The sequence below is a fragment of the Pseudomonas sp. BGI-2 genome, assembly GCF_004310295.1.
Lineage (GTDB): Bacteria > Pseudomonadota > Gammaproteobacteria > Pseudomonadales > Pseudomonadaceae > Aquipseudomonas.
Map to the genome: position 1 here is coordinate 127,251 of NZ_SISB01000001.1, position 23,032 is coordinate 150,282.

21 protein-coding genes and 2 pseudogenes are annotated in these 23,032 nt (G+C 55.6%); 15 read left to right on the plus strand and 8 right to left on the minus strand.

What is annotated here, in order from left to right:
* Nucleotides 1-13: 13 nt before the first annotated feature.
* The 7 genes and pseudogenes from EYC95_RS00500 (at nt 14) to EYC95_RS00535 (ending at nt 7,101) form a co-directional block, all read left to right on the plus strand.
* The gene (locus EYC95_RS00500) at nt 14-667 is read left to right on the plus strand and encodes a DUF2931 family protein (protein ID WP_131058601.1); all 654 of its coding nucleotides are present in this window, start codon (nt 14-16) and stop codon (nt 665-667) included.
* Nucleotides 664-1,338 (plus strand): DUF2931 family protein, encoded by a 675-nt coding sequence (locus tag EYC95_RS00505; RefSeq protein ID WP_256656890.1) that lies wholly within the window; start codon nt 664-666, stop codon nt 1,336-1,338. Before EYC95_RS00500 ends, EYC95_RS00505 begins: the two co-directional genes overlap by 4 nt.
* A gap of 73 nt (nt 1,339-1,411) precedes the next feature.
* Nucleotides 1,412-1,504 (plus strand): annotated as a pseudogene (locus tag EYC95_RS30925) (hypothetical protein); the annotation flags it as partial.
* Between the two features lie 68 nt (nt 1,505-1,572).
* Entirely contained in the window at nt 1,573-3,783 is a 2,211-nt protein-coding gene (locus tag EYC95_RS00515; protein WP_131058603.1) for a type VI secretion system tip protein VgrG, read from the plus strand.
* Nucleotides 3,780-4,775 (plus strand): DUF2515 family protein, encoded by a 996-nt coding sequence (locus EYC95_RS00520; RefSeq protein WP_131058604.1) that lies wholly within the window; start codon nt 3,780-3,782, stop codon nt 4,773-4,775. Before EYC95_RS00515 ends, EYC95_RS00520 begins: the two co-directional genes overlap by 4 nt.
* A 74-nt stretch (nt 4,776-4,849) precedes the next feature.
* Nucleotides 4,850-5,665 carry a hypothetical protein gene (locus tag EYC95_RS00525; RefSeq protein WP_131058605.1) on the plus strand — a complete coding sequence of 272 codons (816 nt, stop codon included), beginning with the start codon at nt 4,850-4,852 and terminating at the stop codon, nt 5,663-5,665.
* 542 nt (nt 5,666-6,207) lie between these two features.
* A complete protein-coding gene (locus EYC95_RS00535; protein ID WP_165557408.1) occupies nt 6,208-7,101 on the plus strand; it encodes a hypothetical protein in 894 nt (297 codons plus the stop codon).
* Between the two features lie 139 nt (nt 7,102-7,240).
* On the opposite strand, the gene EYC95_RS00540 is transcribed toward EYC95_RS00535, so the two are convergent.
* Complete coding sequence (locus tag EYC95_RS00540) at nt 7,241-7,537, minus strand: hypothetical protein (protein ID WP_131058608.1); 297 nt, start codon at nt 7,535-7,537, stop codon at nt 7,241-7,243.
* A gap of 512 nt (nt 7,538-8,049) precedes the next feature.
* On the opposite strand from EYC95_RS00540, the gene EYC95_RS00550 reads away from it, so the two are divergent.
* Both EYC95_RS00550 and EYC95_RS00555 read left to right on the plus strand, forming a co-directional pair.
* A complete protein-coding gene (locus tag EYC95_RS00550; RefSeq protein ID WP_131058609.1) occupies nt 8,050-8,316 on the plus strand; it encodes a DUF2790 domain-containing protein in 267 nt (88 codons plus the stop codon).
* A 90-nt stretch (nt 8,317-8,406) separates the two neighbouring features.
* Nucleotides 8,407-8,802, plus strand: a complete 396-nt coding sequence (locus EYC95_RS00555) for a hypothetical protein (protein WP_131058610.1) — start codon at nt 8,407-8,409, stop codon at nt 8,800-8,802.
* On the opposite strand, the gene EYC95_RS00560 is transcribed toward EYC95_RS00555, so the two are convergent.
* The gene (locus EYC95_RS00560) at nt 8,799-9,068 is read right to left on the minus strand and encodes a DUF1652 domain-containing protein (protein ID WP_131058611.1); all 270 of its coding nucleotides are present in this window, start codon (nt 9,066-9,068) and stop codon (nt 8,799-8,801) included. The genes EYC95_RS00555 and EYC95_RS00560 overlap by 4 nt on opposite strands.
* Before the next feature lie 385 nt (nt 9,069-9,453).
* On the opposite strand from EYC95_RS00560, the gene eco reads away from it, so the two are divergent.
* Nucleotides 9,454-9,936 carry a serine protease inhibitor ecotin gene (gene eco / locus EYC95_RS00565; RefSeq protein WP_131058612.1) on the plus strand — a complete coding sequence of 161 codons (483 nt, stop codon included), beginning with the start codon at nt 9,454-9,456 and terminating at the stop codon, nt 9,934-9,936.
* 30 nt (nt 9,937-9,966) lie between these two features.
* Here eco and ilvA read toward each other — a convergent pair.
* Nucleotides 9,967-10,962, minus strand: a pseudogene (gene ilvA, locus EYC95_RS00570) (threonine ammonia-lyase, biosynthetic); the annotation flags it as partial.
* A 248-nt stretch (nt 10,963-11,210) separates the two neighbouring features.
* Here ilvA and EYC95_RS00575 point away from each other — a divergent pair.
* On the plus strand, nt 11,211-11,546 hold the full coding sequence (locus tag EYC95_RS00575) for a DUF2834 domain-containing protein (RefSeq protein ID WP_131058614.1): 336 nt from the start codon (nt 11,211-11,213) through the stop codon (nt 11,544-11,546).
* Between the two features lie 118 nt (nt 11,547-11,664).
* Here the strand turns inward: EYC95_RS00575 and EYC95_RS00580 are convergent, their stop codons facing one another.
* Both EYC95_RS00580 and EYC95_RS00585 read right to left on the minus strand, forming a co-directional pair.
* Nucleotides 11,665-12,588, minus strand: coding sequence for a magnesium transporter CorA family protein (locus EYC95_RS00580; RefSeq protein ID WP_131058615.1), 924 nt, complete (start codon nt 12,586-12,588; stop codon nt 11,665-11,667).
* Nucleotides 12,589-12,595: 7 nt separating this feature from the next.
* Entirely contained in the window at nt 12,596-14,170 is a 1,575-nt protein-coding gene (locus EYC95_RS00585) for a RimK family protein (protein WP_131058616.1), read from the minus strand.
* A gap of 92 nt (nt 14,171-14,262) precedes the next feature.
* On the opposite strand from EYC95_RS00585, the gene rimI reads away from it, so the two are divergent.
* Nucleotides 14,263-15,357: a ribosomal protein S18-alanine N-acetyltransferase gene (rimI, locus tag EYC95_RS00590; RefSeq protein ID WP_131058617.1), complete on the plus strand. Its 1,095-nt coding sequence runs from the start codon at nt 14,263-14,265 to the stop codon at nt 15,355-15,357.
* Nucleotides 15,358-15,487: 130 nt separating this feature from the next.
* On the opposite strand, the gene EYC95_RS00595 is transcribed toward rimI, so the two are convergent.
* Both EYC95_RS00595 and EYC95_RS00600 read right to left on the minus strand, forming a co-directional pair.
* Nucleotides 15,488-16,639, minus strand: a complete 1,152-nt coding sequence (locus EYC95_RS00595; protein ID WP_131058618.1) for a PQQ-dependent sugar dehydrogenase — start codon at nt 16,637-16,639, stop codon at nt 15,488-15,490.
* A gap of 50 nt (nt 16,640-16,689) precedes the next feature.
* A complete protein-coding gene (locus tag EYC95_RS00600; RefSeq protein WP_131058619.1) occupies nt 16,690-17,049 on the minus strand; it encodes a hypothetical protein in 360 nt (119 codons plus the stop codon).
* A gap of 193 nt (nt 17,050-17,242) precedes the next feature.
* Here EYC95_RS00600 and EYC95_RS00605 point away from each other — a divergent pair, with 193 nt between their 5' ends.
* Complete coding sequence (locus EYC95_RS00605; RefSeq protein WP_131058620.1) at nt 17,243-18,103, plus strand: Ku protein; 861 nt, start codon at nt 17,243-17,245, stop codon at nt 18,101-18,103.
* Between the two features lie 120 nt (nt 18,104-18,223).
* Here EYC95_RS00605 and lpxO read toward each other — a convergent pair whose 3' ends face one another.
* Entirely contained in the window at nt 18,224-19,123 is a 900-nt protein-coding gene (gene lpxO, locus EYC95_RS00610; RefSeq protein WP_131058621.1) for a lipid A hydroxylase LpxO, read from the minus strand.
* A gap of 495 nt (nt 19,124-19,618) precedes the next feature.
* Between lpxO and EYC95_RS00615 the strand changes: the two genes are divergently transcribed.
* Both EYC95_RS00615 and EYC95_RS00620 read left to right on the plus strand, forming a co-directional pair.
* The gene (locus EYC95_RS00615) at nt 19,619-21,208 is read left to right on the plus strand and encodes an ABC-F family ATPase (RefSeq protein WP_010460520.1); all 1,590 of its coding nucleotides are present in this window, start codon (nt 19,619-19,621) and stop codon (nt 21,206-21,208) included.
* 529 nt (nt 21,209-21,737) lie between these two features.
* Entirely contained in the window at nt 21,738-22,925 is a 1,188-nt protein-coding gene (locus EYC95_RS00620) for an MFS transporter (protein WP_131058622.1), read from the plus strand.
* Nucleotides 22,926-23,032: the final 107 nt, after the last annotated feature.

Genomic DNA, 23,032 nt, shown 5'->3' on the forward strand with positions numbered 1-23,032 from the left:
CCATCCCAGACTAATGAATAGTTTCTTACGAATTACCATCTGTGCGTTATTGCTCAGTGGCTGCACGCTCACCAACAGCCAGTCAATGCCTTACAAAGCTTGGTACCTAGGATTCTCGGCCCCCGCCTACATGGAGGTATGGATCGAGTCGGCGGATGTAGTCGATATTCAGGAACAGGTGTTTCCACGTGCAATGAGTGGCGTTGCGTCATTGATTACACCGCCCAACAACTCCGGTGATCCCCGAGGTTGGCCGAAAAGAGCTCCCATGGGCGGCGGTAAATACGTAACTGGAGCGGATTTACCCAAACAGATCTATGTCCGCTGGCAGTCGCTGGTCGAACCACAAACCTATCAAATGGTGATTAAGATACCGGAGGCGACTCGGGAGCTCATGCGTAAGGGTGAAAAGGTTTACTGCGCTGCCGATGGGAAATGGATCACAGGATATCGTCAGTCAATCGGTATAAGGCTGGTCCCTGGCGGCATCGCCAAAGTATGGGTAGGCGGTCCTTGCATGGCACCGATCGAAGTGACCAAGGTAAAAGCTGTGATTGATCCGCGTGGCCCGTATGAAGGTAAGTCTGACGGTGAGTACGACTCACTTTCCAATGAATCCAAGGCCTATGTAGAAAAATTTGGTGTTCCATATGACTCTTGGAAATGACCAACCACAACATCCTAATGAGTAAATTTGTTCATTTTGCCATCGTGGCATTGTTGCTCAGTGGTTGCATATTTGCGAATAGTCAGTCAATGCCCTACAAGGCGTGGCACTTGGGGTTTTCTGCCCCTGACTACATGGAAGTTTGGATCGAAACAGCCGATGTCGTCGATATTCAGGACCATGTGTTTCAACGTTCGGCGAGTGGCATCGCGTCAATGCAATCGCCTCCCAACAACGCCGGCAATCCACGTGGTTGGCCGAAAAGAGGGCCTGCCGGAGGCGGAAAACGTGTGACAGGGGCGGACTTGCCCCAACAGATCTATGTCCGCTGGCAATCGCTGGTCGAACCGCAAACCTACCTGATGGTGATAAAAATCCCCGAAGCCACTCGAGAGATCATGCGCAAGGGGGAGAAAGTGTTCTGCGCGGCCGATGGGAAATGGATCACAGGTTATCGTGATTCAATCGGCATAAGGCTGGTCCCCGGAGGTATCGCCAGAGTCTGGGTAGGCGGCCCTTGTATGACACCGATTGAGGTAACTACGGTAAAAGCCGTGATTGATCCGCGCGGCCCGTATGAAGGTAAGTCTGGCGGTGAGTACGATTCACTTTCTGATGTGTCCAAAGCCTATGTCGAGAAGTTTGGTGTGCCGTACGACTCTTGGAAGTAAGTCAGAGCTGGCCCTTAAAGTTTCCTGGAGGTGACGGGCTAGCGCGCTGCACATCCTCCAATTGAACATGCGCGGGACGGCGCAGTTTGTTGAGGCGGGTCTGGAGATTCACTACCACGCAGGCGACAAAGTGGTGGTTGAGGCGGGGATGGATCTGACGGCTCGTTTCCTTGAACGAGGCGCTTTAATCCTGCACCATCCGCACCAGCTTATTCAAAGGACGGAATTAAAGGCATGCTGGACGCGAACGCAACCCATATTTCCCTGACGCTGGAAGGCGTTTCCGTTGACCTGCAAGTGCTCAGCTTCGTCGGTCGCGAAACCCTCAACCAACCGTTCTGTTTCGATATAGAACTGGTCAGCGCCCGTCCCGACCTGAAACTCGAAGAGTTACTGCACAAGCCTGGCTGCCTGACCTTCGGCGCTACCGGCAAGGGCATCATCCACGGTCTGGTCTATCGCATCGAGCAAGGCGACTCCGGCAAAAGCCTGACGCGCTACAGCATCAGCCTGGTCCCGCAACTCGCTTACCTGCGTCACAACCATGACCAGCAGATCTTCCAGCATTTAAGTGTGCCGAAAATCATCGCCCAGGTACTTGAGGCGCGCGGCATCCTGGCTGACGCCTACAGTTTCCAGCTCGGCACGATCTACCCCGAGCGCGACTACTGCGTGCAGTACGACGAATCCGACCTGCATTTCATCCAGCGCCTGTGTGAAGAGGAAGGCATTCACTTCCACTTCCAGCACAGCGCCAGCGGCCACACACTGGTGTTCGGCGATGACCAGACGGTGTTCCGCAAACTCTCTCCCGTGGCCTACCAGCAAGACTCCGGCATGGCCGCCACCAAACCGGTGATCAAGCGCTTCAACCTGCGCCTGGAAACCCGCACCTCCCGCGTCAGCCGCCGCGACTACGACTTCGAAAAACCGCGCATCCTGCCCGAAGGCGCCGCCAAGAGCACCTTCGCGCCGGACCTTGAAGACTACGACTACCCCGGCCGCTTCACCGACCGTGCACGCGGCAAACAATTGGCGACCCGCGCGCTGGAGCGGCATCGCAGCGACTACAAACTGGCCGAAGGCAAAGGCGACGAGCCCACCTTGGTCAGCGGCCACTTCATGGCCCTGAGCGAACACCCGCGCGCCGAGTGGAACGACCTCTGGTTGCTGCTCGAAGTCGTGCACGAAGGCAAGCAGCCGCAAGTGCTCGGCAAAAACGTCACCAGCGACGTCACCCACAACAAAGACGATTTCCATCAGGGCTACCGCAACCAATTCCTCGCCACCCCGTGGGACGCGCACTTCCGCCCTGCACTCGAACACCCGAAACCGAAAGTCCTGGGCAGCCAGACCGCCATCGTCACCGGCCCGCCGGGCGAAGAAATCCACTGCGATGAATACGGCCGCGTAAAAGTGCAATTCCACTGGGACCGCGACGGCCAGGCCAACGACAACACCAGTTGCTGGCTACGCGTCGCCACCGGCTGGGCCGGCAGTGCATACGGCGGCATCGCCATTCCGCGGGTCGGCATGGAAGTCCTCGTCACCTTCCTCGAAGGCGATCCCGACCAACCGCTGATCACCGGCTGCCTGTTCCACAAGGAAAACGTCGTCCCCTACGACCTGCCGGCGAACAAGACCCGCAGCACCTTCAAAACCCTGAGCTCACCGGGCGGCAAGGGTTACAACGAGTTCCGCATCGAAGACAAGAAAGGCGCAGAACAAATCTACCTGCACGCCCAGCGCGACTGGGATGAAAACATTGAGCACGACCAGAAAATCCGCATCGGCAATGAGCGCCATGACACGGTCGAGGCTAATGTTTTCAGCGAGTTCAAGGTTGAAGAACACCGCATCACGCAACTGGATCGCAAGACCGAAGCGCGGGCGGATGATCACCTGACGGTCGCGGTGACCCAGCATGTGAAAGTGGGGACGACGCAGTTTGTCGAGGCGGGTCAGGAGATTCATTACCACGCTGGCGAGAAGGTGGTGGTTGAAGGCGGGATGGAACTGACGGCCAAGGCTGGCGGGAGTTTCGTCAAGGTTGATGCGGGGGGGGTGACGATTAGTGGGGCTGAGGTGAAAGTGAACACCGGGGGCTCGCCGGGGGCCGGTTCCGGGATTGGTATTCTCGTTCCCCTTATTCCAGTCATTGCAGATCAAGCGCGGGCAGGAAGCTTGCTGAATGCGAAGAAAATCAGTGAAAGCTATGACGAACAACTCAAGTTTGTTACACGGCGTGGGCAACCTGTTAAGTCAGTCAAGGCGGCACTGATCGTGCCATCGGAAACCGCTCCCCAAATATCGAGAAGTAATGCTGAGGGCCTCCACCCGCGAGTCCAGACAGAAGCCGAAGAGCCGGTAAAAGCTCACCTTGTCTGGGATGAACTGGTCGTGCCTTCCGGTGCGGACGACTATGAAGCGAGCAGAAAGAAATGAGTGCGCCAATAACAACCTTTAAAACAAATGCCAAAGAATGCTCCGTCCACGAGGTTGTCCTCGGCTGCGACAAGTTGTGGGCCATGGGCCAGGAAGAAGCCATACGCCGCTTGAGCAAAAAACGCTCATCTGCCTCTAGCAAATATGAACTGATTTCTGACTTTGGCGCTCGCGCCGCAAGAATTGCCGCCGCTTACGCCAGTTTCTATCTCGAACAAGGTGAAGATGGAAAACCGGAACTCAAGGGTCGCTTCTATTGGATGGGGCTTGCGGCATTTGCCAGCAAGCAGGTCAAATGCGGGTTGGATTTTATTCCGAGTGAACCCTACCTGACACTGACCCCCCTCGCCATTCAGCCCCCTCTGCGTATTGGTAAGAACGAACTGGGCAAAGGCAATTTCTGGCTGTTTCAGGATATTTTTGTCTGGCATTGGTTTTACAGTAAATATAAAGATCAATTCGATGAGTGCGCGCCGGAGCGTAATGCGCGTAGTTGTGAGGGGCAGATAAAGACAAATATTGATAGTCTGCCTTGGGCGGATGATGCGCTCAGTACACTTGGAAACTTGCATGTTACCGACGAAATAAAATCAGGTTTCAAATCCATTCAAAACACGGAAAATCTATCTAAAGGCACGGCTAGGCGCGAAATGCAACTTTCGTCACTAATGGATATTGCAAACCATGAGCAACGAAAAATTCTTCAGCCCCTTATTTATGATGGCAAGGCATTTCAAACCACGCTTAAGATGCAAGCTGGATTTGAGTGGGCTCCATTTGTTCCGGTCAGAGTAGCCGCTTTTAGCACCGCCTGTGACGTTGAACAGCCTGAATTACGAGTTCAAATGAAGAAAGGTGATCTTTATGACGAAACTGACAGAATGGTTTTTATCACTGAAATAGCCAATCAGTACCACTTGCTAATGGGTAAAAAAGCCGAATACATGGAAGGCGAGATCAAAAAGATTTCAAGCTGGTCAAATCAACAATGAAAAAAATCCTAATCGCCATTTTAATATTGATCAGTGGATGCGATGACGTTAGCAACTCGACAGAGACCCCTACCATGACCAATCAATCAGAAATCATTGAAATCGAACTTTTATCTTCTATAAAAAATATCACAACAAACACACCGACTCCATTCACGGAAAGCTGCATGCCCCAGGTAAATACCTGCTGGTATAAAATACAAAAATCGGCAAATGACACCGACCTACCAACGATCAACGTAAAAAATAACGGCAGCATTTTGAGCCTGGAGCAGGCTGTAAATATTACAGTTGCATTAGACAAAGACACGACAGAAAACATCGAAAACCTAAACGTAATATTACGTGGGCTCCCAAAAGGAAGCACACACGAACAATATCGGGACTTGATATTCAGTCTGATAGAAAAAATAAAAAAATCTGGCTGGTCACACTTTTATTTTCCAGAAGATCCTAGGATCTCTGGCTCGCAGGCGGGAAAAATCAGTAGTCCTGACGAGGTGTTCGGGCGATACGTCAGCAGCCACCCTTGGCTGGACCCTAATTACCAACTGGATCTGAAGAGATGGCTTCAGGTTGGCTCTTTCTACAGGTGGTATTTTTACAAAGACGGCATCTATCTCAACCTTAAAGCGTGGAAGCAAAACGATTCAGAAGCCCCAACCGAAAAGGCGACTTACCTTATTACGCTGAATTTTCAATCAGAGAGTGAGTTCTGGCTCGACGGCATTACAGACAATAAAGAGAGGCAGCATTGGAAGGAGCTCTTGCCAGGAAGGTTGAATACCTACCACAAGACTAGACTTGAACTGGAAGAAAAAGCCCGCGCCGCAGGGATCGAAATCGATGAGTCCTATCGGGATCCACCGATTCACGCACTAGAACAATAGCCCATGTTTGAGCATGATGACTGTACCTGAATTATCTACTGGCCCAATTACCGGGCTACCATATGCAGGATGGTCTGCTACCCACGTTGCTATTTGCAATGTGCTTGGTAGCAGGCGCGGTGGCGATCTTCCCCAAACGGTAACTCACTGCCGAAAAAGTCATCTTGACGATTCTATTCAGGGTGGTTTCGTCCTGTTCTGGTGGTGTATCTCAGGTCGGATGCTGCGCTACCTCCGTACTCGCATGCACGCCAAACTCACCACACAATATTCCGCAAACTCTCGTTCGTGCCCCACCAGCAAGACTCCGGCATAGCCGTCACAAAACCGGTCATCAAGCGCTTCAATCTGCGCTTGGAAACCCGCACCAGAAGCGTCAGCCTCCCTGACTGCGATTTGGAACTCAAGGTACAAATGACAGAGGGCGAACTTTAAAACGAGGTCGACCTTATGAAATTTATCGACAATATTGCTAACGGATATCACGGACTTATGAAGACACGTAAATCCTACAAGGAAGGAAAAATACGCACGATTTCGACTTGGGCGAACGCCCAATGAAATTTAATTGGCTTATCATTGCCTGTGTTTTTCTTTCTGCCTGCAATGACAGCGACTCAAACATGAATAATAAAATACCCCCAACTGAAATAACTCTTAATGCAACCATTCAAAATACATTAGATAAAAACAGCAATAAATTCTCATCAGCATGTATGAAAGATCTTGAGCTGTGCTGGTACAAAATAAACAAATCGGCAAACGACAAATGTCTTCCTGACACTATCATTACAACCGACTCCAGCTCACTCCACCTAAACCAAACTACCAATATCACTATTGTTGTCGATGAAAGAGTTGGAAATCAGGTCGAAGATATCGACGTCACACTTCGAGGCCTCCCAGACAACAGCACGCACGAACAATACAAAACATTTATTTACCAGCTAATCGAAAGCATCAAATCATCAGGCTGGGAACATTATTACTTTGTAGAAGACCCACGAATCCCTGGATCACAAGTTCTTAAGATAGACTCCCCAGACAACGTATTGGGCTACCATGTTTCAAGTCACCCTTGGCTAGACCCTGAGTACCCTATAGATATCGACTGCTGGCTAAAAATCAGCCCTTTCTACAACTGGTACTTCTACAATGACGGGGTTCACTTAAATCTAAAAGCGTGGCGCCATGATTCAAAAGATAACCCTACGAAGACAGGAACTTATCTGATTACGCTGGAATTTCTATCAGAAAGAGAATTTTGGAAGTCCAGCATCCCTGAGAATGAGAGGAATCGCTGGACAGACTTGTTACCGGAAAAATTAAACAGTTTTCATCAAACAAGATTGATTATCGAGCAAAAAGCCCGCGCCGCGGGGATCGAAATCGACGAATCTTATCATGACCCATCGATTAAAGCTTTTGAGCAGTAACCTCACGCTTGCTCGCATAGCGTTATGCGGTCTAACACATGACACGATAACGCTTTCAAATTTTTATTACTATTAGAACACTTCAACATAAAAATCCAGCGTCAAGTGACGCTGGATTTTCTGTAAAGAAGATGAAACATCAAGCAGGCGCCTTCCACCCCATCATCCGCTGCTGAGCCACCTGCAACAGATCAAAACCATCCTGAGTCAGCAGGTAAAGCGCATGGGTAATGTGCGGAATGTCTTGAACGTCGCCGTGCTTGAAGCATTGGCAATGAAGAGTTTCAAGTAACTGGCTGGCGGCCCGGACTCGCTGTAAGGCGGCTTCGAGAATGTCTTGGGGATTGGCTTCGGTGTCGATCACCAAAGGACTTGAGTCGGCAACGCTGCTGTTGATTGAACGGTAGCGATCGGGAAACGGGTTAAGCGTAGGCATAGTAAGTTACTCATCTGTTTTGAAGTAACCACCGCCACCGTGACCAAACGGTGGGAGGCGGACTGTATACAGGCTTGGTCAACCGAGAACAGTAACTCAGCTCGCCCGAAGGCGTCCTGCACACAGCCGCCATAACAATGCGCCGAAAGGACGTAGATGTCCGCAGGGCGAATCATGGCACACATATGTGCACTGTTCTTACAGGTGACCAAACCTGTCCGCTGATTTTGCAGCGAGCCCAAACAGTAAACGCTGCCCCCCATCAGGCGAAAGTCGACAAGGCATCTGACCTTGTAGGACCAGGCCGAAGATCCCGTAGATCGTTTCCCACATGAAACTTCTGACAGAAACGCCCTCGCGACAGGCGGCGTTCAGCCGGGTTAACCAAACGTTAACCCCGCGGTCCAAAACTTTACTGGACCGCACGCCCTCAGGTTCCTCTGACGCCCAGTGCGGCAGGTTCGACGCCCAATCCGTCGAGCTGACTTTACGTCTGCACTGGAGATCGTCACATGAACATCCGCACGCTGCTGATCACTTCCGCCCTCGCCTGCACCGCGTTTACCGGGCTTGCCCAGGCCAACGACACTTCGCCCTCGCAGGCCGTGCCCTATCACTACGGCATGCCGCTGAACATCGGCAAAGTGGTCGCCCTGACTGAGCCGAGCACGCTGGAATGCAAAGTGATCACGGCCGACATGAAGTACATCGATACGTCAGGCAAGCCTGAAGAAATCAGCTATAGGAAGCTTTCTGACGCATGCAGTTATCAGAACTGACCGAAAGGTCTGATTTTGCACTTTACGGTATTCCTGTGAGGGATCAGGCGCTATGCTTTGGCGCGTCCCTCACTGCCGCAAGGATCCGCCATGCAGTTATCGTTTCGCACCCTGTCGACCTTCACTTCCCTTTTGTGTTTTTTACTGGCCCTGGTCTGGGGTTTGATGCCGGACGTATTGCTGGCGCTCTGGAGTATTGAGTATTCGTCTGCGGCAGGTCTTGTTGCGCGGCGCGGTGCGGTGCTGTTCGCGGCGTTGGGCGTGATGTTTTATCTGGTTCGAAACGAGGCGCCGTCCGGCACCCGCAATGCGCTGAGCACCGGGTTTATCGTCGGCTGTTTCGGACTGGCCATTCTGGGTTTTGGCGAATGGCTCAACGGCCATGCCGGGCCAGGCATTTTGCTGGCTGTGGTGGTCGAGTCGGCGCTGGGACTGGGGTTTGTCCAGACCCGGCGCGTTTCAGTGGAACTCGAAACTGCGGGTTAAAGCGCTTTTTTGTCGGGATGCAGTGTCTGAATCGCTTCCTGATGCTGCATCTCAGAGCGTAGACCTGCAATCAGGTCGCTGATTTCCCGGCATCCATTGAGCTGTTTGGCATCTATTCCGGTCACGGATAGATCGAGATGATCGGTTCTACGGTCGGAATACACCTTGACCGTCATCGACAAGTCCGGTGACAACGTGCACTGGCAGCGTTTCGGGAGAAAACTGCTTTCAACGATATTGCGAAGTTCCAGGGCAGAAAGAAACATGGCGACCCTCTCCTAATTGTGAGATTGCCAAATAAATTCAAGCGTTGGTCCGTGCTGAAATCACCCGCTTTTCTTCCTCAGGCGGGGTTTCTACGTCTCAAACACTAGACCGTCCTCGCGTTCCAAGCTGACTCAATACTGTCCCGGTCAACTCAAGACCTGAATGAGCATAAAACATGCCGCAAATTTCGCCGTGCAGCTCATCGGTAAATCAACGATTTAACGGACATGCCTATAAACGGCCTCATGCAATTTGCAACAAAGGGCCGCTTCAGCCCTGCAATTTGCATACAACCCGAGCGGGTTTGCATTAGCGGAGACCGACAGTAAGAATGCGCCTGTCATTCCAGTATCCGCTGACCCTACTCACACGCAAGGAGGCACCATGAGTTCATTGACCTTTGTCACTACCGTCGGGCTGATTGTTGCCAGTCTTTCGAGCGTGGCTCATGCCGCAAAGCTCGAAACTGTCGCGCCATTTCCCAAGCCTGAGAGCGGTTTTACCCGCCAGGTCATTCATGTGGCGCCGCAGCCACAGGAAGAAAACTTCGAGGTTGAGGTGCTGGCCGGCAAGACCCTGATCGTGGACTGCAATCGCCAGCGTCTTGGCGGTATCCTTGAAGAAAAAAACCTTGAAGGCTGGGGCTATCCCTTCTACCGCCTGGAAAAAGTCATCGGCCCGATGAGCACGATGATGGCCTGCCCCGACGGCAAGGGTAAAAAGGAGTTCGTGCCGGTGGTCGGTGACGGCTTCATGCTTCGTTACAACAGCAAGTTGCCGATCGTGCTCTACGTGCCCAAGGACGTCGAAGTCCGCTATCGGATCTGGTCGGCGTCGAGCAAGGTCGAGAAAGCGGTCCAGGAATAACCTCGCCCCTCCTCATGCTGAAGCGCCGGTCAACGCGGCGCGCTCGGCAACATGCCGCAAACTGTCGAAATTGATATTGGCGCCCGAATCGATCGCCACCAGGGTTTGACCGCGCGCACCGGTCTGAGCGACGTACTTCTTGATTCCGGCCACCGCCAAGGCGCCGGAGGGTTCGGTGATCGAGCGGGTATCGTCGTAGATATTCTTGATCGCGGCGCACAGTTCGTCGTTGCTGACGGTCAGCACTTCATCGACACAAAACCGACAGACCTCAAAACCGTAAGCGCCGATCTGCGCAACGGCCACGCCATCGGCGAAGGTGCCCACATTGGGCAGTACAACACGCTCACCTGCCTGCAACGCGGCGTTCAAACACGCGGAATGTTCTGACTCGACGCCGATGATGCACACTTCAGGTCGCAGGTATTTGACGTACGCCGCGATGCCGGCGATCAAACCTCCGCCACCCACCGGGACGAAAATTGCGTCCAGTGGGCCTTGATGCTGGCGAAGGATCTCCATGGCGACGGTGCCTTGCCCCGCGATCACGTCCGGGTCGTCGAACGGCGAGACGAAGGTGCGACCGGTTTGCTCGGCCAGACGCAGCGCGTAGTCGAGGGCGAACGGAAAACTCTCGCCGTGCAGCACGGCGTCAGCACCGCGACTGCGTACCCCGAGCACCTTCAATTCTGGCGTCGTGCAGGGCATGACGATGGTTGCGGCGATCCCCAATTCACGCGCCGCCAACGCCACGCCTTGGGCATGATTGCCCGCCGACGCCGTGATCACGCCGCGAGCCTTTTGCTCATCGCTCAGTTGCACCAGCTTGTTGTAAGCGCCGCGGATCTTGAAGGAAAAGGTTGGCTGCAAGTCTTCGCGCTTGAGCAGGATCTGATTACCCAAGGCTTCGGACAGCGCTGGCGCGGGTTGCAACGGTGTGCACACGGCCAGTTCATACACCGGCGCGGCGAGGATTTTTTTCACGTAGTGCTCAAGCAAAGCCTGCTGGGCGGGGGTGCTGCTCATGGTCGTCTCCTGACGTTGATCGGAGCCCGGGAGACAGAAAGTAAAAACCCGCCTCTAGGGCGGGTTGGGTGCTGCAGTCGTGAGCTAGCCCGCCAGATAAGGAATGGCGGTAATAATGCTTGGCTGGCAGCGCAATACGGTGGAAGTCATGGCTGGAAATTAGCCGGGCATTGATGGCAAGTCAATGGCCATTTTTTTTCGGCGTCTGTAGGCTGGCGACACCACTCATTGTCCCAAGGAAGGAAACCATGAAGTCTGTCGCCCTGCCCCTCGTTGCCTTGATCGCCTTTGCCGGTTACACCGTTTCAGTGATGCTTCAGGCGGAGCAGTCGCTGATCGAATTCGGCATCAGCCTGATGTCGCGCCCGGATACTGCGCAGGTGGTGATTGATCTTTACCTGTTGGCGACGCTGGCGGGAATCTGGATGTATCAGGATGCGCGCAAGCGTGGGCAGTCGGGGGTGTCGGTGATTCCGTATTTGTTGATCACAGCGGTTTTCGTGTCGGTCGGGCCATTGTTGTACCTCGTGGTCCGTGGGCTTAAAGACCGCAAGAGTTGCGTTGATGCACGGCAGCAAGCCTGATTCAGGTGTTGTTGTGATGCTGATTAAGTCTTCGCGGGCAAGCCTCGCTCCTACATTGGAATGCATTCCATTGTAGGAGCGAGGCTTGCCCGCGAAAGCGATCTGACAACCGCAAAAACTATTTCGCCAAGCGCCTGAGCCCAAGCACCATTCCCCCCGCCCCGATCATCATCGCCGTCAGAAACAACGGATACGAAACCCACCAAGGCGTGTCCCCGGTCATCATGCTGAACTCGGACATGCCGCCAATGCTCGCAATCAGGTTCAGCGGCAAAAACACCACGTTGATTAACGTCAGTTTGCGCAGCAGGTTGTTCATGCTGTTGTTCATCAGGTTGCCGCGGGCGTCGATCAGCCCGGAGAACACCGTGGAGTAGATTTCCGCCTGTTTGTAGCACTGGTTGTTTTCGATGATCAGGTCGTCGATCAGGCCGATGGCTTCGGTGCTGAAGTGTTCCTTGGCCGCGTGGTTGCGCAGCCGTGTCAGGACCGCGCCGTTGCTGTGAATCGCATTGATGTAATAGATCAGGCTTTCGCTGAGGTTGAACATCTGGATCAGATGCTGGTTCTGCATCGATGCGTTGAATTTCTGCTGCAACTCCCGGGCAACCATCTTGATCACCTTCAGGTGCCCCAAATAGTGATGGATGTTGTTGGACAGCAGGTCGAGCAACACATCCAGCGGCGTGTTCAACCGCTGCCGGGTGCCGAGCCCGTGCAGCGGCGCATCGTCGGTGGCGATCACCAGCAGGCGATCCGCTGAAAACAGCAAGCCACAGGACGACACTTCAAAGGCCAGGCTGCCCGCGCCGGAATAGTTTTCCGGGCGCTTCCAGATCAGGAACAGGTTGTCGGGGTGAAATTCGATGCGCGACACCTCGTCAGGGTCCAGAGCCGAGGCTAGGGCATGCTCATCGAGCTTGAAGTGGCTGTGCAGCAAATCTCGCTCGGCTGCATCAGGGTTGCTGAACAGCATCACCTCGGCGTCCAGGCGTTCGACCGATTGCAGGGCGCCGCCGGCCAGTTGAAAGCATTTGATCATCGGCCGCTCACCAGGCCTGACCGCGACGTTTCAGTTCCAGCCGACGGACGAATTCTTCCAGCACCAACGAGTACAGATCGTCCTGCAAGTACGCGTCTTCGATGCCGGCGTCCATGTTCGGGTTGTCGTTGACTTCGATCACCACCACCTTGTCGCCGGATTGTTTGAGGTCCACGCCGTACAGGCCATCGCCGATCAGGTTGGCGGTTTTCACGGCCAGGTCGACCACGGCTCGCGGGGCTTCGTGGACTGCCAGGGTGCGGCATTCGCCGTTGATGTCCTGGCCCTTGGCCTTGTGGTTGTAGATTTGCCAATGGCCCTTGGACATGAAGTACTGGCAGGCGAAGATCGGTTTGCGGTTAAGTACGCCGATGCGCCAGTCGTATTCGGTGTAGAAGAACTCCTGAGCCAGCAGCAGCACCGAGTGTTCGAACAGTTCGGCCGTCGCTTCGAGCAAGGCCTGCTGGCTTTCGACCTTGATCACGCCCCGGGAGAAACAGCCGTCGGGGATCTTCAACACCAAGGGAAAGCCCAGCCGTTCGCCGACCCGTTCGAAATCTTCCGGTCGATCCTTGTAGAGAATTTCGGTGGCGGGCATGCCGAGCTGATGACTCTTGAGCAGATCGGTCAGGTACACCTTGTTGGTGCAGCGCAGGATCGACGCCGGATCATCCATCACCACCAGCCCTTCGCTCTCGGCTTTTTTCGCAAAGCGATAGGTGTGGTTGTCGACACTTGTGGTCTCGCGGATCAGCAGGCCGTCGTATTCGGCAATGCGCGCGTAGTCCTTGCGCTCGATCAGCTCGACATCAATGCCCAAGGTCTTGCCGACACGTACGAAGTTATCCAGTGCCTTCGGGTTGGAGGGCGGTAAGGCTTCCTGCGGGTCATGCAGGATGGCCAAGTCATAACGGGCCAGGCGCCGTGAGCGTGGCACACGCCAGATCTTGCGGCTGAAACTGTCCAAGGAGTTGGCGAATTGATCTTCCTGGTCTTCGCGCAACTTGTGCAAGGTGCCGGACTTGATACCTTCGATGTGCCAACCATTGGTTCTGCGAAACTCAACTAACAATATCGGACACGGAAAAACTTCAAATAACTGACGCGCCAGATCCTGCAAGGGTTCTATATTGGTTTTGCCGAAGTACAACGTCAGGGTAAAGCCTTCGGTGTCGCTGTAAAGATGATTGCTGAGGGCTTTTTCCAGGGGTTTATCCAGGTCGTCCAGCGCCAGGCCGTACAGGGATTTTTTTGTCAGTTCGCTGATGGTTCGCACCGACGGAATGACCTTGTGCCCCCGGGCCTCGGCCAGCAATGAGCAGTAATAACCGTGCCCCAGGTACTTGTAGCTGCGGCACAGGTTGATCACTTGGACCCGTTTGCCCTGTTCGTTGTCCCGCGTCTGCTCAAGGTATTCCTGAGCGCTGACAATGTCCTCGCTGGGGAAATACGAGGCCCAGTCTTCCTTGCGTTCGACGATGATAATCAACTGACTTGAAGTTCTGCCTGCGTCATTTAAATAAGTTGCTGCCGGCAAAGTTTGCTCGGATACTTCGCGCCAATGACCTTGTACCGCTGACATAGTGATTGATCCGTTGGAGAACAAGACCTTTCCTATTAAGCACGAACTTTTTCGAAAGTCCCGTTTCGTTACGCAACTTTTACGGCGGTCATATGAATACTGTCTTTCGCTTGGCGGTAGTTGAAGACTTACCCGCGCTCCTGGAACTGGAACAGCAATGTTTCACCACGGACCGGCTCAACAGTCGCAGCTTTCTGTGGATGATCACGCGGGCTCACGGCCAGCTGCTGGTGGCCCAGCGTGGCGAGCAATTGGTTGGTTACGCGGTGGTGCTGTTTCACCGGGGCACTTCGCTGGCGCGGCTTTATTCGATTGCGATCGCGACCGGGGCGCGCGGCAGCGGACTGGGCAAGCAGTTGCTCGAACGCGTCGAGTCCTGCGCCCTTGAACATGATTGTGCCTACCTGCGGCTTGAAGTGCGTATCGACAACCCGGCGGCGATTGCCTTGTATGAGCGCAACGGCTACCGGCGTTTCGCGCTGATCCATGACTATTACCAGGACCATGCCGACGCGCTACGCCTGGAAAAACGCATCCTTGAGCACCGCGATTCGCGCAGCATTAAGGTGCCCTGGTATCGACAAACCACCGATTTCACCTGCGGTCCGGCTTGCCTGCTGATGGCCATGGGGGCGCTGCAAGCGGACCGGGTATTGGAACGCCGCGAGGAATTGCAGATATGGCGTGAGGCGACGACGGTGTTCATGACCGCAGGCCATGGTGGATGCAGCCCTCAAGGCCTGGCACTGGCGGCATGGCGCCGGGGTTTTCGAGTGCGTTTGCAACTGAGCATGGACGGGCCGTTGTTTCTCGATGGCGTGCGCGATGAGCATAAAAAAGACGTAATGCGCTTGGTGCACGAAGAGTTCACCGCGCAGCTACTCGAAACTGATGTGGAGCAAGTCATCGGTGGCCCGCTGAACCTTCCACGGTTACTGGGCGATGGCGGACAGCCGCTGGTGCTGATCAGCAGCTATCGGCTGACCCGCTCCAAGGCGCCCCATTGGGTGATCGTCACCGATTGCGATGACGAGTTCGTCTACCTGCACGACCCGGACGTGGACCACAGCCAACATCGCCAACCGATGGACTGCCAGCATTTGCCGGTCAGCCATGGGGAGTTCGACAAAATGTGCAGCTTTGGCCGGGGCAAGCTTCGGGCGGCGGTTATCCTGTATGCCCGGTGACGCCACCTATCTTGTGTGGGAGCGAGCCTGCTCGCGATGGCAGTTTCACATCCGACACTGTTGGTGACTGATACGCCGCTATTGCGAGCAGGCTCACTCCCACAGGGGAAGTGGTGGTTTCAGGAACCAGTTACTTCAAGCCGATCTTGTACAGCCCGCCCTCGTCCTCATCGGTCAGCACATACAAGTACCCATCCGGCCCCTGGCGCACATCGCGAATGCGCTTGTTGAGTTCGCCGAGCAAGCGTTCTTCGTGAACCACTTTGTCGCCATCAAACTGCAAGCGGATCAACTCCTGGCTGACCAGCGCACCAATGAACACATTGTGTTGCCAGACCTTGAAGCGATCAGCGTCGTAGAACGCCATGCCGCTGAGGCCGGGGGATTTTTCCCAGAAATGGTGCGGCGCTACGGCGCCTTCAGCGGTCTTGCCCTTGGCTTCCGGGATCGGTTGGCCGGAATAGTTGATGCCGTGGGTCGCCAGCGGCCAGCCGTAATTCTTGCCGCGTTCGATGATGTTGATTTCGTCACCGCCCTGCGGGCCATGCTCGTTCCCCCAGAGAACACCAGTCCACGGATTGAGCGCCGCGCCTTGCGGATTGCGCTGGCCATAGGACCAGATTTCCGGGCGCACACCGGCCTGCCCGACAAAGGGGTTATCGTCCGGCACCTTGCCGTCGGGATAGATCCGCACGACCTTGCCTTGCAACTTGTCGAGGTCCTGGGCCGTGGCTCGGTCATTGTTTTCGCCGAGGGTGATGAACAGATAGCCGTCGCGATCAAACACCAATCGTGAGCCGAAGTGGTTGCCGACCGAAAGCTTGGGCTCCTGACGGAAAATCACTTTGAAATCCTTGAGGGTTTTCAGGTCTTCGGACAGTTGCCCTCGCCCCACCGCCGTGCCGGCCTTGTCGCCCGCGCCACCGCCCTCGGCGTATGCCAGATAAACCGTGCGGTCCTGCTTGAAGTCAGGCGACAGCATCACGTCGAGCAAGCCGCCCTGCCCCTTGGCCCAGACCTTTGGCACGCCATTGATCGGCGCCGACAGTTTGCCGTCGTAATCGACCACCCGCAGATTGCCGGGCCGTTCGGTGACCAGCATGCCCTTGCGGTCGGGCAGGAACGCCAAGGCCCAAGGATGTTCCAGGCCCTTGGCAACTTGCCAGACCTCAAGGGTGCCCTGTTCGCTGTTCATGTCCTGGGGCGGTGCCGCGAAAACGGGTGCCGTGGCGGTGATCAGTACGCTGGCGCAGAAGGTGGCCAAGAGGGTTTTACGCAACATGCACGATTCCTTATGTCGTTCGAATGGCTGGCAAGAACCTGTCCTGCCGTTCAACGGTTGCTGGTGTCTGCGTCTCGATGAGGCGGATTGGGAATGAATTTGGGTGGAGTGGCGGGAGCGGTTCGGTCCTGCGGATAGCGATTGCCGATGCCGCCATTATCGAGGGTCGGTGGACGCGGTACCGGCACCGTGTTCGGCCCGCGAATGGCCGGGGCACTCGGTTGCGTGCCTTGCATGCTATTGGGATTGGCCCGGCGAATCGGGCTGTTGTAAGGGTTGTTATTGCTACTGCCCGTTGGACTTTGGGCTAGCAGTAAAGAAGACGACGGCACTGCGACGTCGGCCTGGGCCAGATTGCTTAACAGGCCGCTGAATGCCAGTACGGTGCAGGCGAGCACGAATCTGTTCATGGGAGGCCTCCGGGCGTCAGCGTGGATAGGGTCTTCGATAGCACGCTACGCCCGGGGTTCGGATTTGTTAACTAAAACCTCTTTCATAAGATGTAACACCAGTTGACCACCCCGCAGGACCGGGCCGCAGCCCGCTGAAACTTTTGCGCCGCGCCGCGGGTCACCTGAACACATCACTTGCGAGTAGACGACCATGGCACGGGCAATCTGGAAAGGCGCAATCAGTTTCGGGCTGGTGCATATCCCTGTGGCGCTGGTCTCGGCGACCTCCTCGCAAGGCGTGGATTTCGACTGGCTCGACAGCCGCAGCATGGACCCGGTGGGTTACAAGCGCGTCAACAAGGTCACCGGCAAGGAAGTCACCAAGGAACACATCGTCAAAGGTGTGCAGTACGAAAAAGGCCGTTATGTGGTGCTCAGCGAGGACGAAATAAAGTCGGCGCACCCATTATCAACGCAGACCATCGACATCTTTTCCTTTGTCGACGCCGAACAGATCCCCCTGCAAAACATCGACACGCCCTATTACCTGGCGCCGGACAAACGCGGCGGCAAGGTCTATGCGCTGTTGCGCGAAACCCTGAGCAAGACCAACAAGGTCGCACTCGCCCATGTTGTCCTGCATACCCGTCAGCATTTGGCTGCGTTGATGCCGCTCGAATCGGCGATGGTGCTGGTGATGCTGCGTTGGCCCGCCGAAGTGCGCAGTCTGGAGACGCTGGAGCTGGGCACTGAAGTGACCAAGCCTGAACTGGCCAAAGGCGAACTCGACATGGCCAAGCGTCTGGTGCAAGACATGAGCGCCGACTGGAAACCCGAGGATTACCGCGACAGTTTTGAAGACAAGATCATGGCGCTGGTCGAGAAGAAAGCGAATGAAGGCAAGATTGAGGATGTGGAAACGGCGACGGGCGAAGAGGAACGTAAAACCGCTGATGTGATTGATTTGACTGAGTTGCTTAAACGTAGCCTTGGGGGCAAGGGTGCCGCTAAGGCCAAACCGGCGGCTAAACCCGCTGCGCAGAAAAAAGCCACGAAGACTTCTCGTGGCTGATTGATGGTTCTGCGGTGTCTGTCATGGCCCCATCGCGAGCAGGCTCGCTCCTACAGTTGACCGAGTTCTAATGTGGAAGCGAGCCTGCTCGCGATGGGGCCATATGTAACAACACAACATTCAGATCAGAACAAAAACCGCCAGCAACCCACCAAAAATCGCCCACTTCTCAAGGTAATAAAGTTTGCGATTACGCTTCTTCAGCGCCTTGCCGCGCAGGCGAATCTTGTAGATTTTGGCGAACAAACGGTTGATGCCACCGGTCTTGTCCCCCGCATTATTCGGCGCGCCCGCCGCCGACATCACGTTACGGCTGAACCAGCCGTTGAACGCCGCCGCCCAGCGGTACTTCATCGGCCGCTCGACGTCGCAGAACAGAATGATGCGGTTCTGCTGGGTGGTGTTTTCGGCGTAGTGAATGAAGGTTTCGTCGAACATCACCGCTTCACCGTCGCGCCAGTGGTAGTTCTCACCATCGACGTTGATATAGCAACCGGCCTCATTCGGCGTTTCCAGGCCCAGGTGATAACGGTAAGAGCCGGCATACGGATCGCGGTGGCGGACCAGTTTGGAACCCGGCGGCAACTCGGCGAACATCGCGGCTTTGATCGAACCGATGCTTTGCACCAGTTCAGTGGTGCGCGGGCAGAGTTTCGTCGCCGAGGGATGGCTGTCGCCGTACCACTTCAGGTAGAAGCGCTTCCAGCCCGTCTTGAAGAACGAGTTGAAACCGACGTCGTCGTATTGGTTCGAGCGCTTGATCTCCCCGGCCCGAAGCAGGTTCTGGCCTTCCGCGCGAATTTCTTCCCAATGCTCCTGCAACGGACTCAGGTCTGGGAAATCGGCCGGGTCGAGGTAAGGCTTGTTGGGGATTTTCGAGAACATATAAAGGAAGCAATTGATTGGCGCCAGAAAGGACGAGTGATCGCTCAATTGGCGGCCCAGCTTGTGACGCACCCGACCGCGCAGGTGGACGTAGGCAATGGATATTACATATATAGCGGCAATAATCAGTTTCACAGAAATCGTCACATGTCAGAAGTGAACAAACTGTTTCCCCCGCCAACCCAGCGGCCCAGGGGTCTAGTGCAGTGTCTGAATACGAAACAGCGGTCCCGGTGGCGCGTCCTTGAGCCTGTGCCGATAGTCGGCGTCAGGTGAAAAAGTGGGATTTTAGTCTCATTTTGTAACCAATAGTTAACCTTCAAATGTGAAAATCTGTCCGCTGGTGCCGCCAAAGCGCCCGCGTGGCCTCAACGCCCTATCGTTTAAAGAGCCAGACCAGTACAATCGCCGCCAAACATTACGCGCCCCCCTTGGTTGATGACGGGAATGAACCCGCCTCAGCGCACTTCGACTCGGGCCAAGCGCTCCATATGCTGCTGTCCACTTATTGCCAGATGGACCTTCCGCTTCTGACCGGGATGCATTTCCCGTGGTTCGGATACCGGAAACGGGTACTGAATCGGTACTGCCGCAACCCTAGCTACTCTGAATGCTTCGCAGGAAAAACCTTTGATCTCTACAGCTAACATCACGATGCAGTTCGGCGCCAAGCCGCTATTCGAAAACGTTTCGGTAAAATTCGGCGCGGGCAACCGCTACGGTCTGATCGGCGCCAACGGCTGCGGCAAGTCGACCTTCATGAAAATCCTCGGCGGTGACCTCGAGCCGTCCGGCGGCCAGGTCATGCTCGAGCCGAACGTGCGTCTGGGTAAATTGCGCCAGGACCAGTTCGCCTACGAAGAATTTACCGTCATCGACACCGTGATCATGGGTCACGAAGAGCTGTGGAAGGTCAAAGCCGAGCGCGACCGTATCTACTCGCTGCCGGAAATGACTGAAGAAGACGGCATGGCTGTGGCCGAGCTGGAAACCGAATTCGCCGAAATGGACGGCTACACCGCCGAATCCCGCGCCGGTGAATTGCTGCTGGGCCTGGGTATCGGCATCGAGCAGCACTTCGGCCCGATGAGTGAAGTGTCCCCAGGCTGGAAACTGCGCGTATTGCTGGCGCAGGCATTGTTCTCCGATCCTGAAGTGCTGTTGCTCGACGAACCGACCAACCACCTGGACATCAACACCATCCGCTGGCTGGAAAACATTCTGACCCAGCGCTCCAGCCTGATGATCATCATCTCTCACGACCGTCACTTCCTGAACAGCGTGTGCACTCACATGGCTGACCTGGATTACGGCGAGCTGCGTCTGTTCCCGGGCAACTACGACGAGTACATGACCGTGGCGACCCAGTCCCGCGAGCAACTGCTGTCGGACAACGCCAAGAAGAAAGCGCAGATTTCGGAACTGCAATCGTTCGTCAGCCGCTTCTCGGCTAACGCCTCGAAAGCCAAGCAGGCCACGTCCCGCGCCAAGGCGATCGACAAGATCCAGTTGGCTGAGGTCAAGCCTTCGAGCCGTGTGAGCCCGTTCATCCGTTTCGAACAAACCAAGAAGCTGCACCGTCAAGCGGTCATCGTCGAGCGCATGGCCAAAGGCTTCGACGGCAAGCCACTGTTCAAGGACTTCAGCTTCCAGGTTGAAGCTGGCGAGCGCGTGGCGATCATCGGCCCGAACGGTATCGGTAAAACCACCCTGCTACGCACCCTGGTCAACGAACTGACCCCGGATGCCGGCACCGTGAAGTGGACCGACGCCGCGGAACTGGGCTATTACGCCCAGGACCACGCACACGACTTCGAAGACGACTGCAACCTGTTCGACTGGATGGGCCAATGGACCCAGGGCGGCGAGCAAATCGTTCGCGGTACCCTCGGCAGGATGCTGTTCTCCAACGACGAGATTCTGAAGTCGGTCAAGGTCATCTCCGGTGGTGAGCAAGGTCGCATGCTGTTCGGCAAGCTGATCCTGCAAAAGCCGAACGTGCTGATCATGGACGAACCGACCAACCACTTGGACATGGAATCCATCGAGGCACTGAACCTGGCGCTGGAAAACTACCCGGGCACGCTGATCTTCGTCAGCCATGACCGTGAGTTCGTATCGTCCCTGGCCACCCGCATTATCGAGTTGAGCCCTAGCGGCGTGATCGACTTCAGCGGTACTTATGATGACTACCTGCGTAGCCAGGGCGTTGTGTTCTAAGCGTTCGCTATAAATGAAAAGCCCTGTCCTTGTGACGTAATGCTGTTCACTTAAGACAATCATCAGTCGAGCGAGAACCTGTGGCGAGGGGATTCATCCCCGTTGGGCTGCGAAGCGGCCCCCTGCGCCCGTTCAGACAGACCGAGTTGTGTGGATTTACGACTGCTTCGCAGCCGAACGGGGCGGTGCGACGTTTCGATGAATCCCCTCGCCACAAATGAGTGCCCGCGCTCAAGTGAACAGCATTATGTCCTTGTGACGGGGCTTTTGCATTTCAGGGCCGAGGGATGTTTTGGTGCTGAAGGCCTCTTCGCGGGCAAGTCGGATCGCCGCACCGCTCGCTCCTACGGGATCGATGTCGTCCACAATCATTGCGCACGACGCAAATCCTGTAGGAGCGAGCGGTGCGGCGATCCGACTTGCCCGCGAAGAGGCCCTCAAACTCGACGAGCATAGTTAGCCTGCTTCCTTTTATTTCCAACCCACGCCATGATGCAGCTCTCCCACCGCCGCCCGCGAACGAGCCCTCATGTCTGCGCAGCAACTGCCACCGCAAAGCTCCATGGCGATTACCCTGCAGATCGTCTCCATCGTTTTCTATACCTTTATTGCGTTCCTCTGCATCGGCCTGCCGATTGCGGTGTTACCGGGCTATGTCCATGAGCAGCTGGGTTTCAGCGCGATCGTCGCCGGGCTGACCATCGGTTCCCAGTACCTGGCCACCCTGCTCAGCCGCCCCATGGCTGGGCGCATGTCAGACACCATTGGCACCAAACGGGCGATTGTCTACGGCCTGTCGGGGATCGTGCTGAGTGGCGTGCTGACGTTGATTTCAACAATGCTGCAAAGCTTTCCACTGCTGAGCCTGTCGATCCTGATTGTCGGACGCTTGTTGCTTGGCGTCGCCCAGGGCTTAATCGGCGTGGGCACGATCAGTTGGTGCATGGGCCAGGTCGGTGCGGAGCACACCGCGCGCTCGATTTCGTGGAACGGCATTGCGTCTTATGGCGCCATTGCGATCGGTGCACCGCTGGGCGTGGTGATGGTCGCCGCATACGGCTTTGCCAGCCTGGGCATCGCGCTGTCACTGCTGGCCCTGGCCGCGCTGTTGCTGATCCGAAATAAACCCTCGGTGCCGGTGATTCGCGGTGAGCGCCTGCCATTCTGGGCGGTGTTCGGACGCATTGCACCGTTTGGTGCGAGCTTGAGCCTGGCCTCCATCGGTTACGGCACCCTGACAACCTTTATTACCTTGTATTACGTCAGCCGTGGCTGGACCGGCGCGGCCTACTGCCTGACGGTCTTCGGCATCTGCTTTATTTTGTCGCGATTGCTGTTTATCTCCGCGATCAGCCGCTTCGGCGGTTTCACCTCGGCGATTGCCTGCATGAGCATTGAAACCGTGGGCCTGGTGCTACTGTGGCTTGCGCCCTCGACCGCTTATACGCTGATCGGCGCCGGCCTGGCCGGGTTTGGTCTGTCGCTGGTGTACCCGGCGCTGGGGGTGGAAGCGATCAAGCAGGTGCCCAACTCCAGTCGTGGCGCGGGTTTGAGCGCCTATGCCGTGTTTTTCGATCTGGCACTGGCGATTGCCGGGCCGTTGATGGGCGCTGTCGCGTTGAATCTGGGGTATTCGTGGATTTTCTTCAGCGCGGCGATGTTGTCGGTGACTGGACTCGGTTTGACCTTATTGCTGAAACGCCGCGCTACAGCCTGACGCGTGTGATCCCCTGTGGGAGCGGGCTTGCTCGCGAAGGCGGTGTGTCAAACGACTAAAGTATCGACAGTAACGCCGCCTTCGCGAGCAAGCCCGCTCCCACAAGG

What these genes read in the sequence shown, in the direction of transcription:
- EYC95_RS00600 (WP_131058619.1), bottom strand. Translation starts at nt 17,049, where the DNA reads ATGAACAGATTCGTGCTCGCCTGCACCGTACTGGCATTCAGCGGCCTG.
- EYC95_RS00580 (WP_131058615.1), bottom strand. Translation starts at nt 12,588, where the DNA reads ATGATCAAATGCTTTCAACTGGCCGGCGGCGCCCTGCAATCGGTCGAA.
- eco (WP_131058612.1), top strand. Translation starts at nt 9,454, where the DNA reads ATGAGTTCATTGACCTTTGTCACTACCGTCGGGCTGATTGTTGCCAGT.
- EYC95_RS00605 (WP_131058620.1), top strand. Translation starts at nt 17,243, where the DNA reads ATGGCACGGGCAATCTGGAAAGGCGCAATCAGTTTCGGGCTGGTGCAT.
- EYC95_RS00500 (WP_131058601.1), top strand. Translation starts at nt 14, where the DNA reads ATGAATAGTTTCTTACGAATTACCATCTGTGCGTTATTGCTCAGTGGC.
- EYC95_RS00620 (WP_131058622.1), top strand. Translation starts at nt 21,738, where the DNA reads ATGTCTGCGCAGCAACTGCCACCGCAAAGCTCCATGGCGATTACCCTG.
- EYC95_RS00550 (WP_131058609.1), top strand. Translation starts at nt 8,050, where the DNA reads ATGAACATCCGCACGCTGCTGATCACTTCCGCCCTCGCCTGCACCGCG.
- EYC95_RS00575 (WP_131058614.1), top strand. Translation starts at nt 11,211, where the DNA reads ATGAAGTCTGTCGCCCTGCCCCTCGTTGCCTTGATCGCCTTTGCCGGT.
- EYC95_RS00540 (WP_131058608.1), bottom strand. Translation starts at nt 7,537, where the DNA reads ATGCCTACGCTTAACCCGTTTCCCGATCGCTACCGTTCAATCAACAGC.
- EYC95_RS00505 (WP_256656890.1), top strand. Translation starts at nt 664, where the DNA reads ATGACCAACCACAACATCCTAATGAGTAAATTTGTTCATTTTGCCATC.
- EYC95_RS00595 (WP_131058618.1), bottom strand. Translation starts at nt 16,639, where the DNA reads ATGTTGCGTAAAACCCTCTTGGCCACCTTCTGCGCCAGCGTACTGATC.
- EYC95_RS00560 (WP_131058611.1), bottom strand. Translation starts at nt 9,068, where the DNA reads ATGTTTCTTTCTGCCCTGGAACTTCGCAATATCGTTGAAAGCAGTTTT.
- EYC95_RS00515 (WP_131058603.1), top strand. Translation starts at nt 1,573, where the DNA reads ATGCTGGACGCGAACGCAACCCATATTTCCCTGACGCTGGAAGGCGTT.
- EYC95_RS00555 (WP_131058610.1), top strand. Translation starts at nt 8,407, where the DNA reads ATGCAGTTATCGTTTCGCACCCTGTCGACCTTCACTTCCCTTTTGTGT.
- EYC95_RS00520 (WP_131058604.1), top strand. Translation starts at nt 3,780, where the DNA reads ATGAGTGCGCCAATAACAACCTTTAAAACAAATGCCAAAGAATGCTCC.
- EYC95_RS00585 (WP_131058616.1), bottom strand. Translation starts at nt 14,170, where the DNA reads ATGTCAGCGGTACAAGGTCATTGGCGCGAAGTATCCGAGCAAACTTTG.
- rimI (WP_131058617.1), top strand. Translation starts at nt 14,263, where the DNA reads ATGAATACTGTCTTTCGCTTGGCGGTAGTTGAAGACTTACCCGCGCTC.
- EYC95_RS00525 (WP_131058605.1), top strand. Translation starts at nt 4,850, where the DNA reads ATGACCAATCAATCAGAAATCATTGAAATCGAACTTTTATCTTCTATA.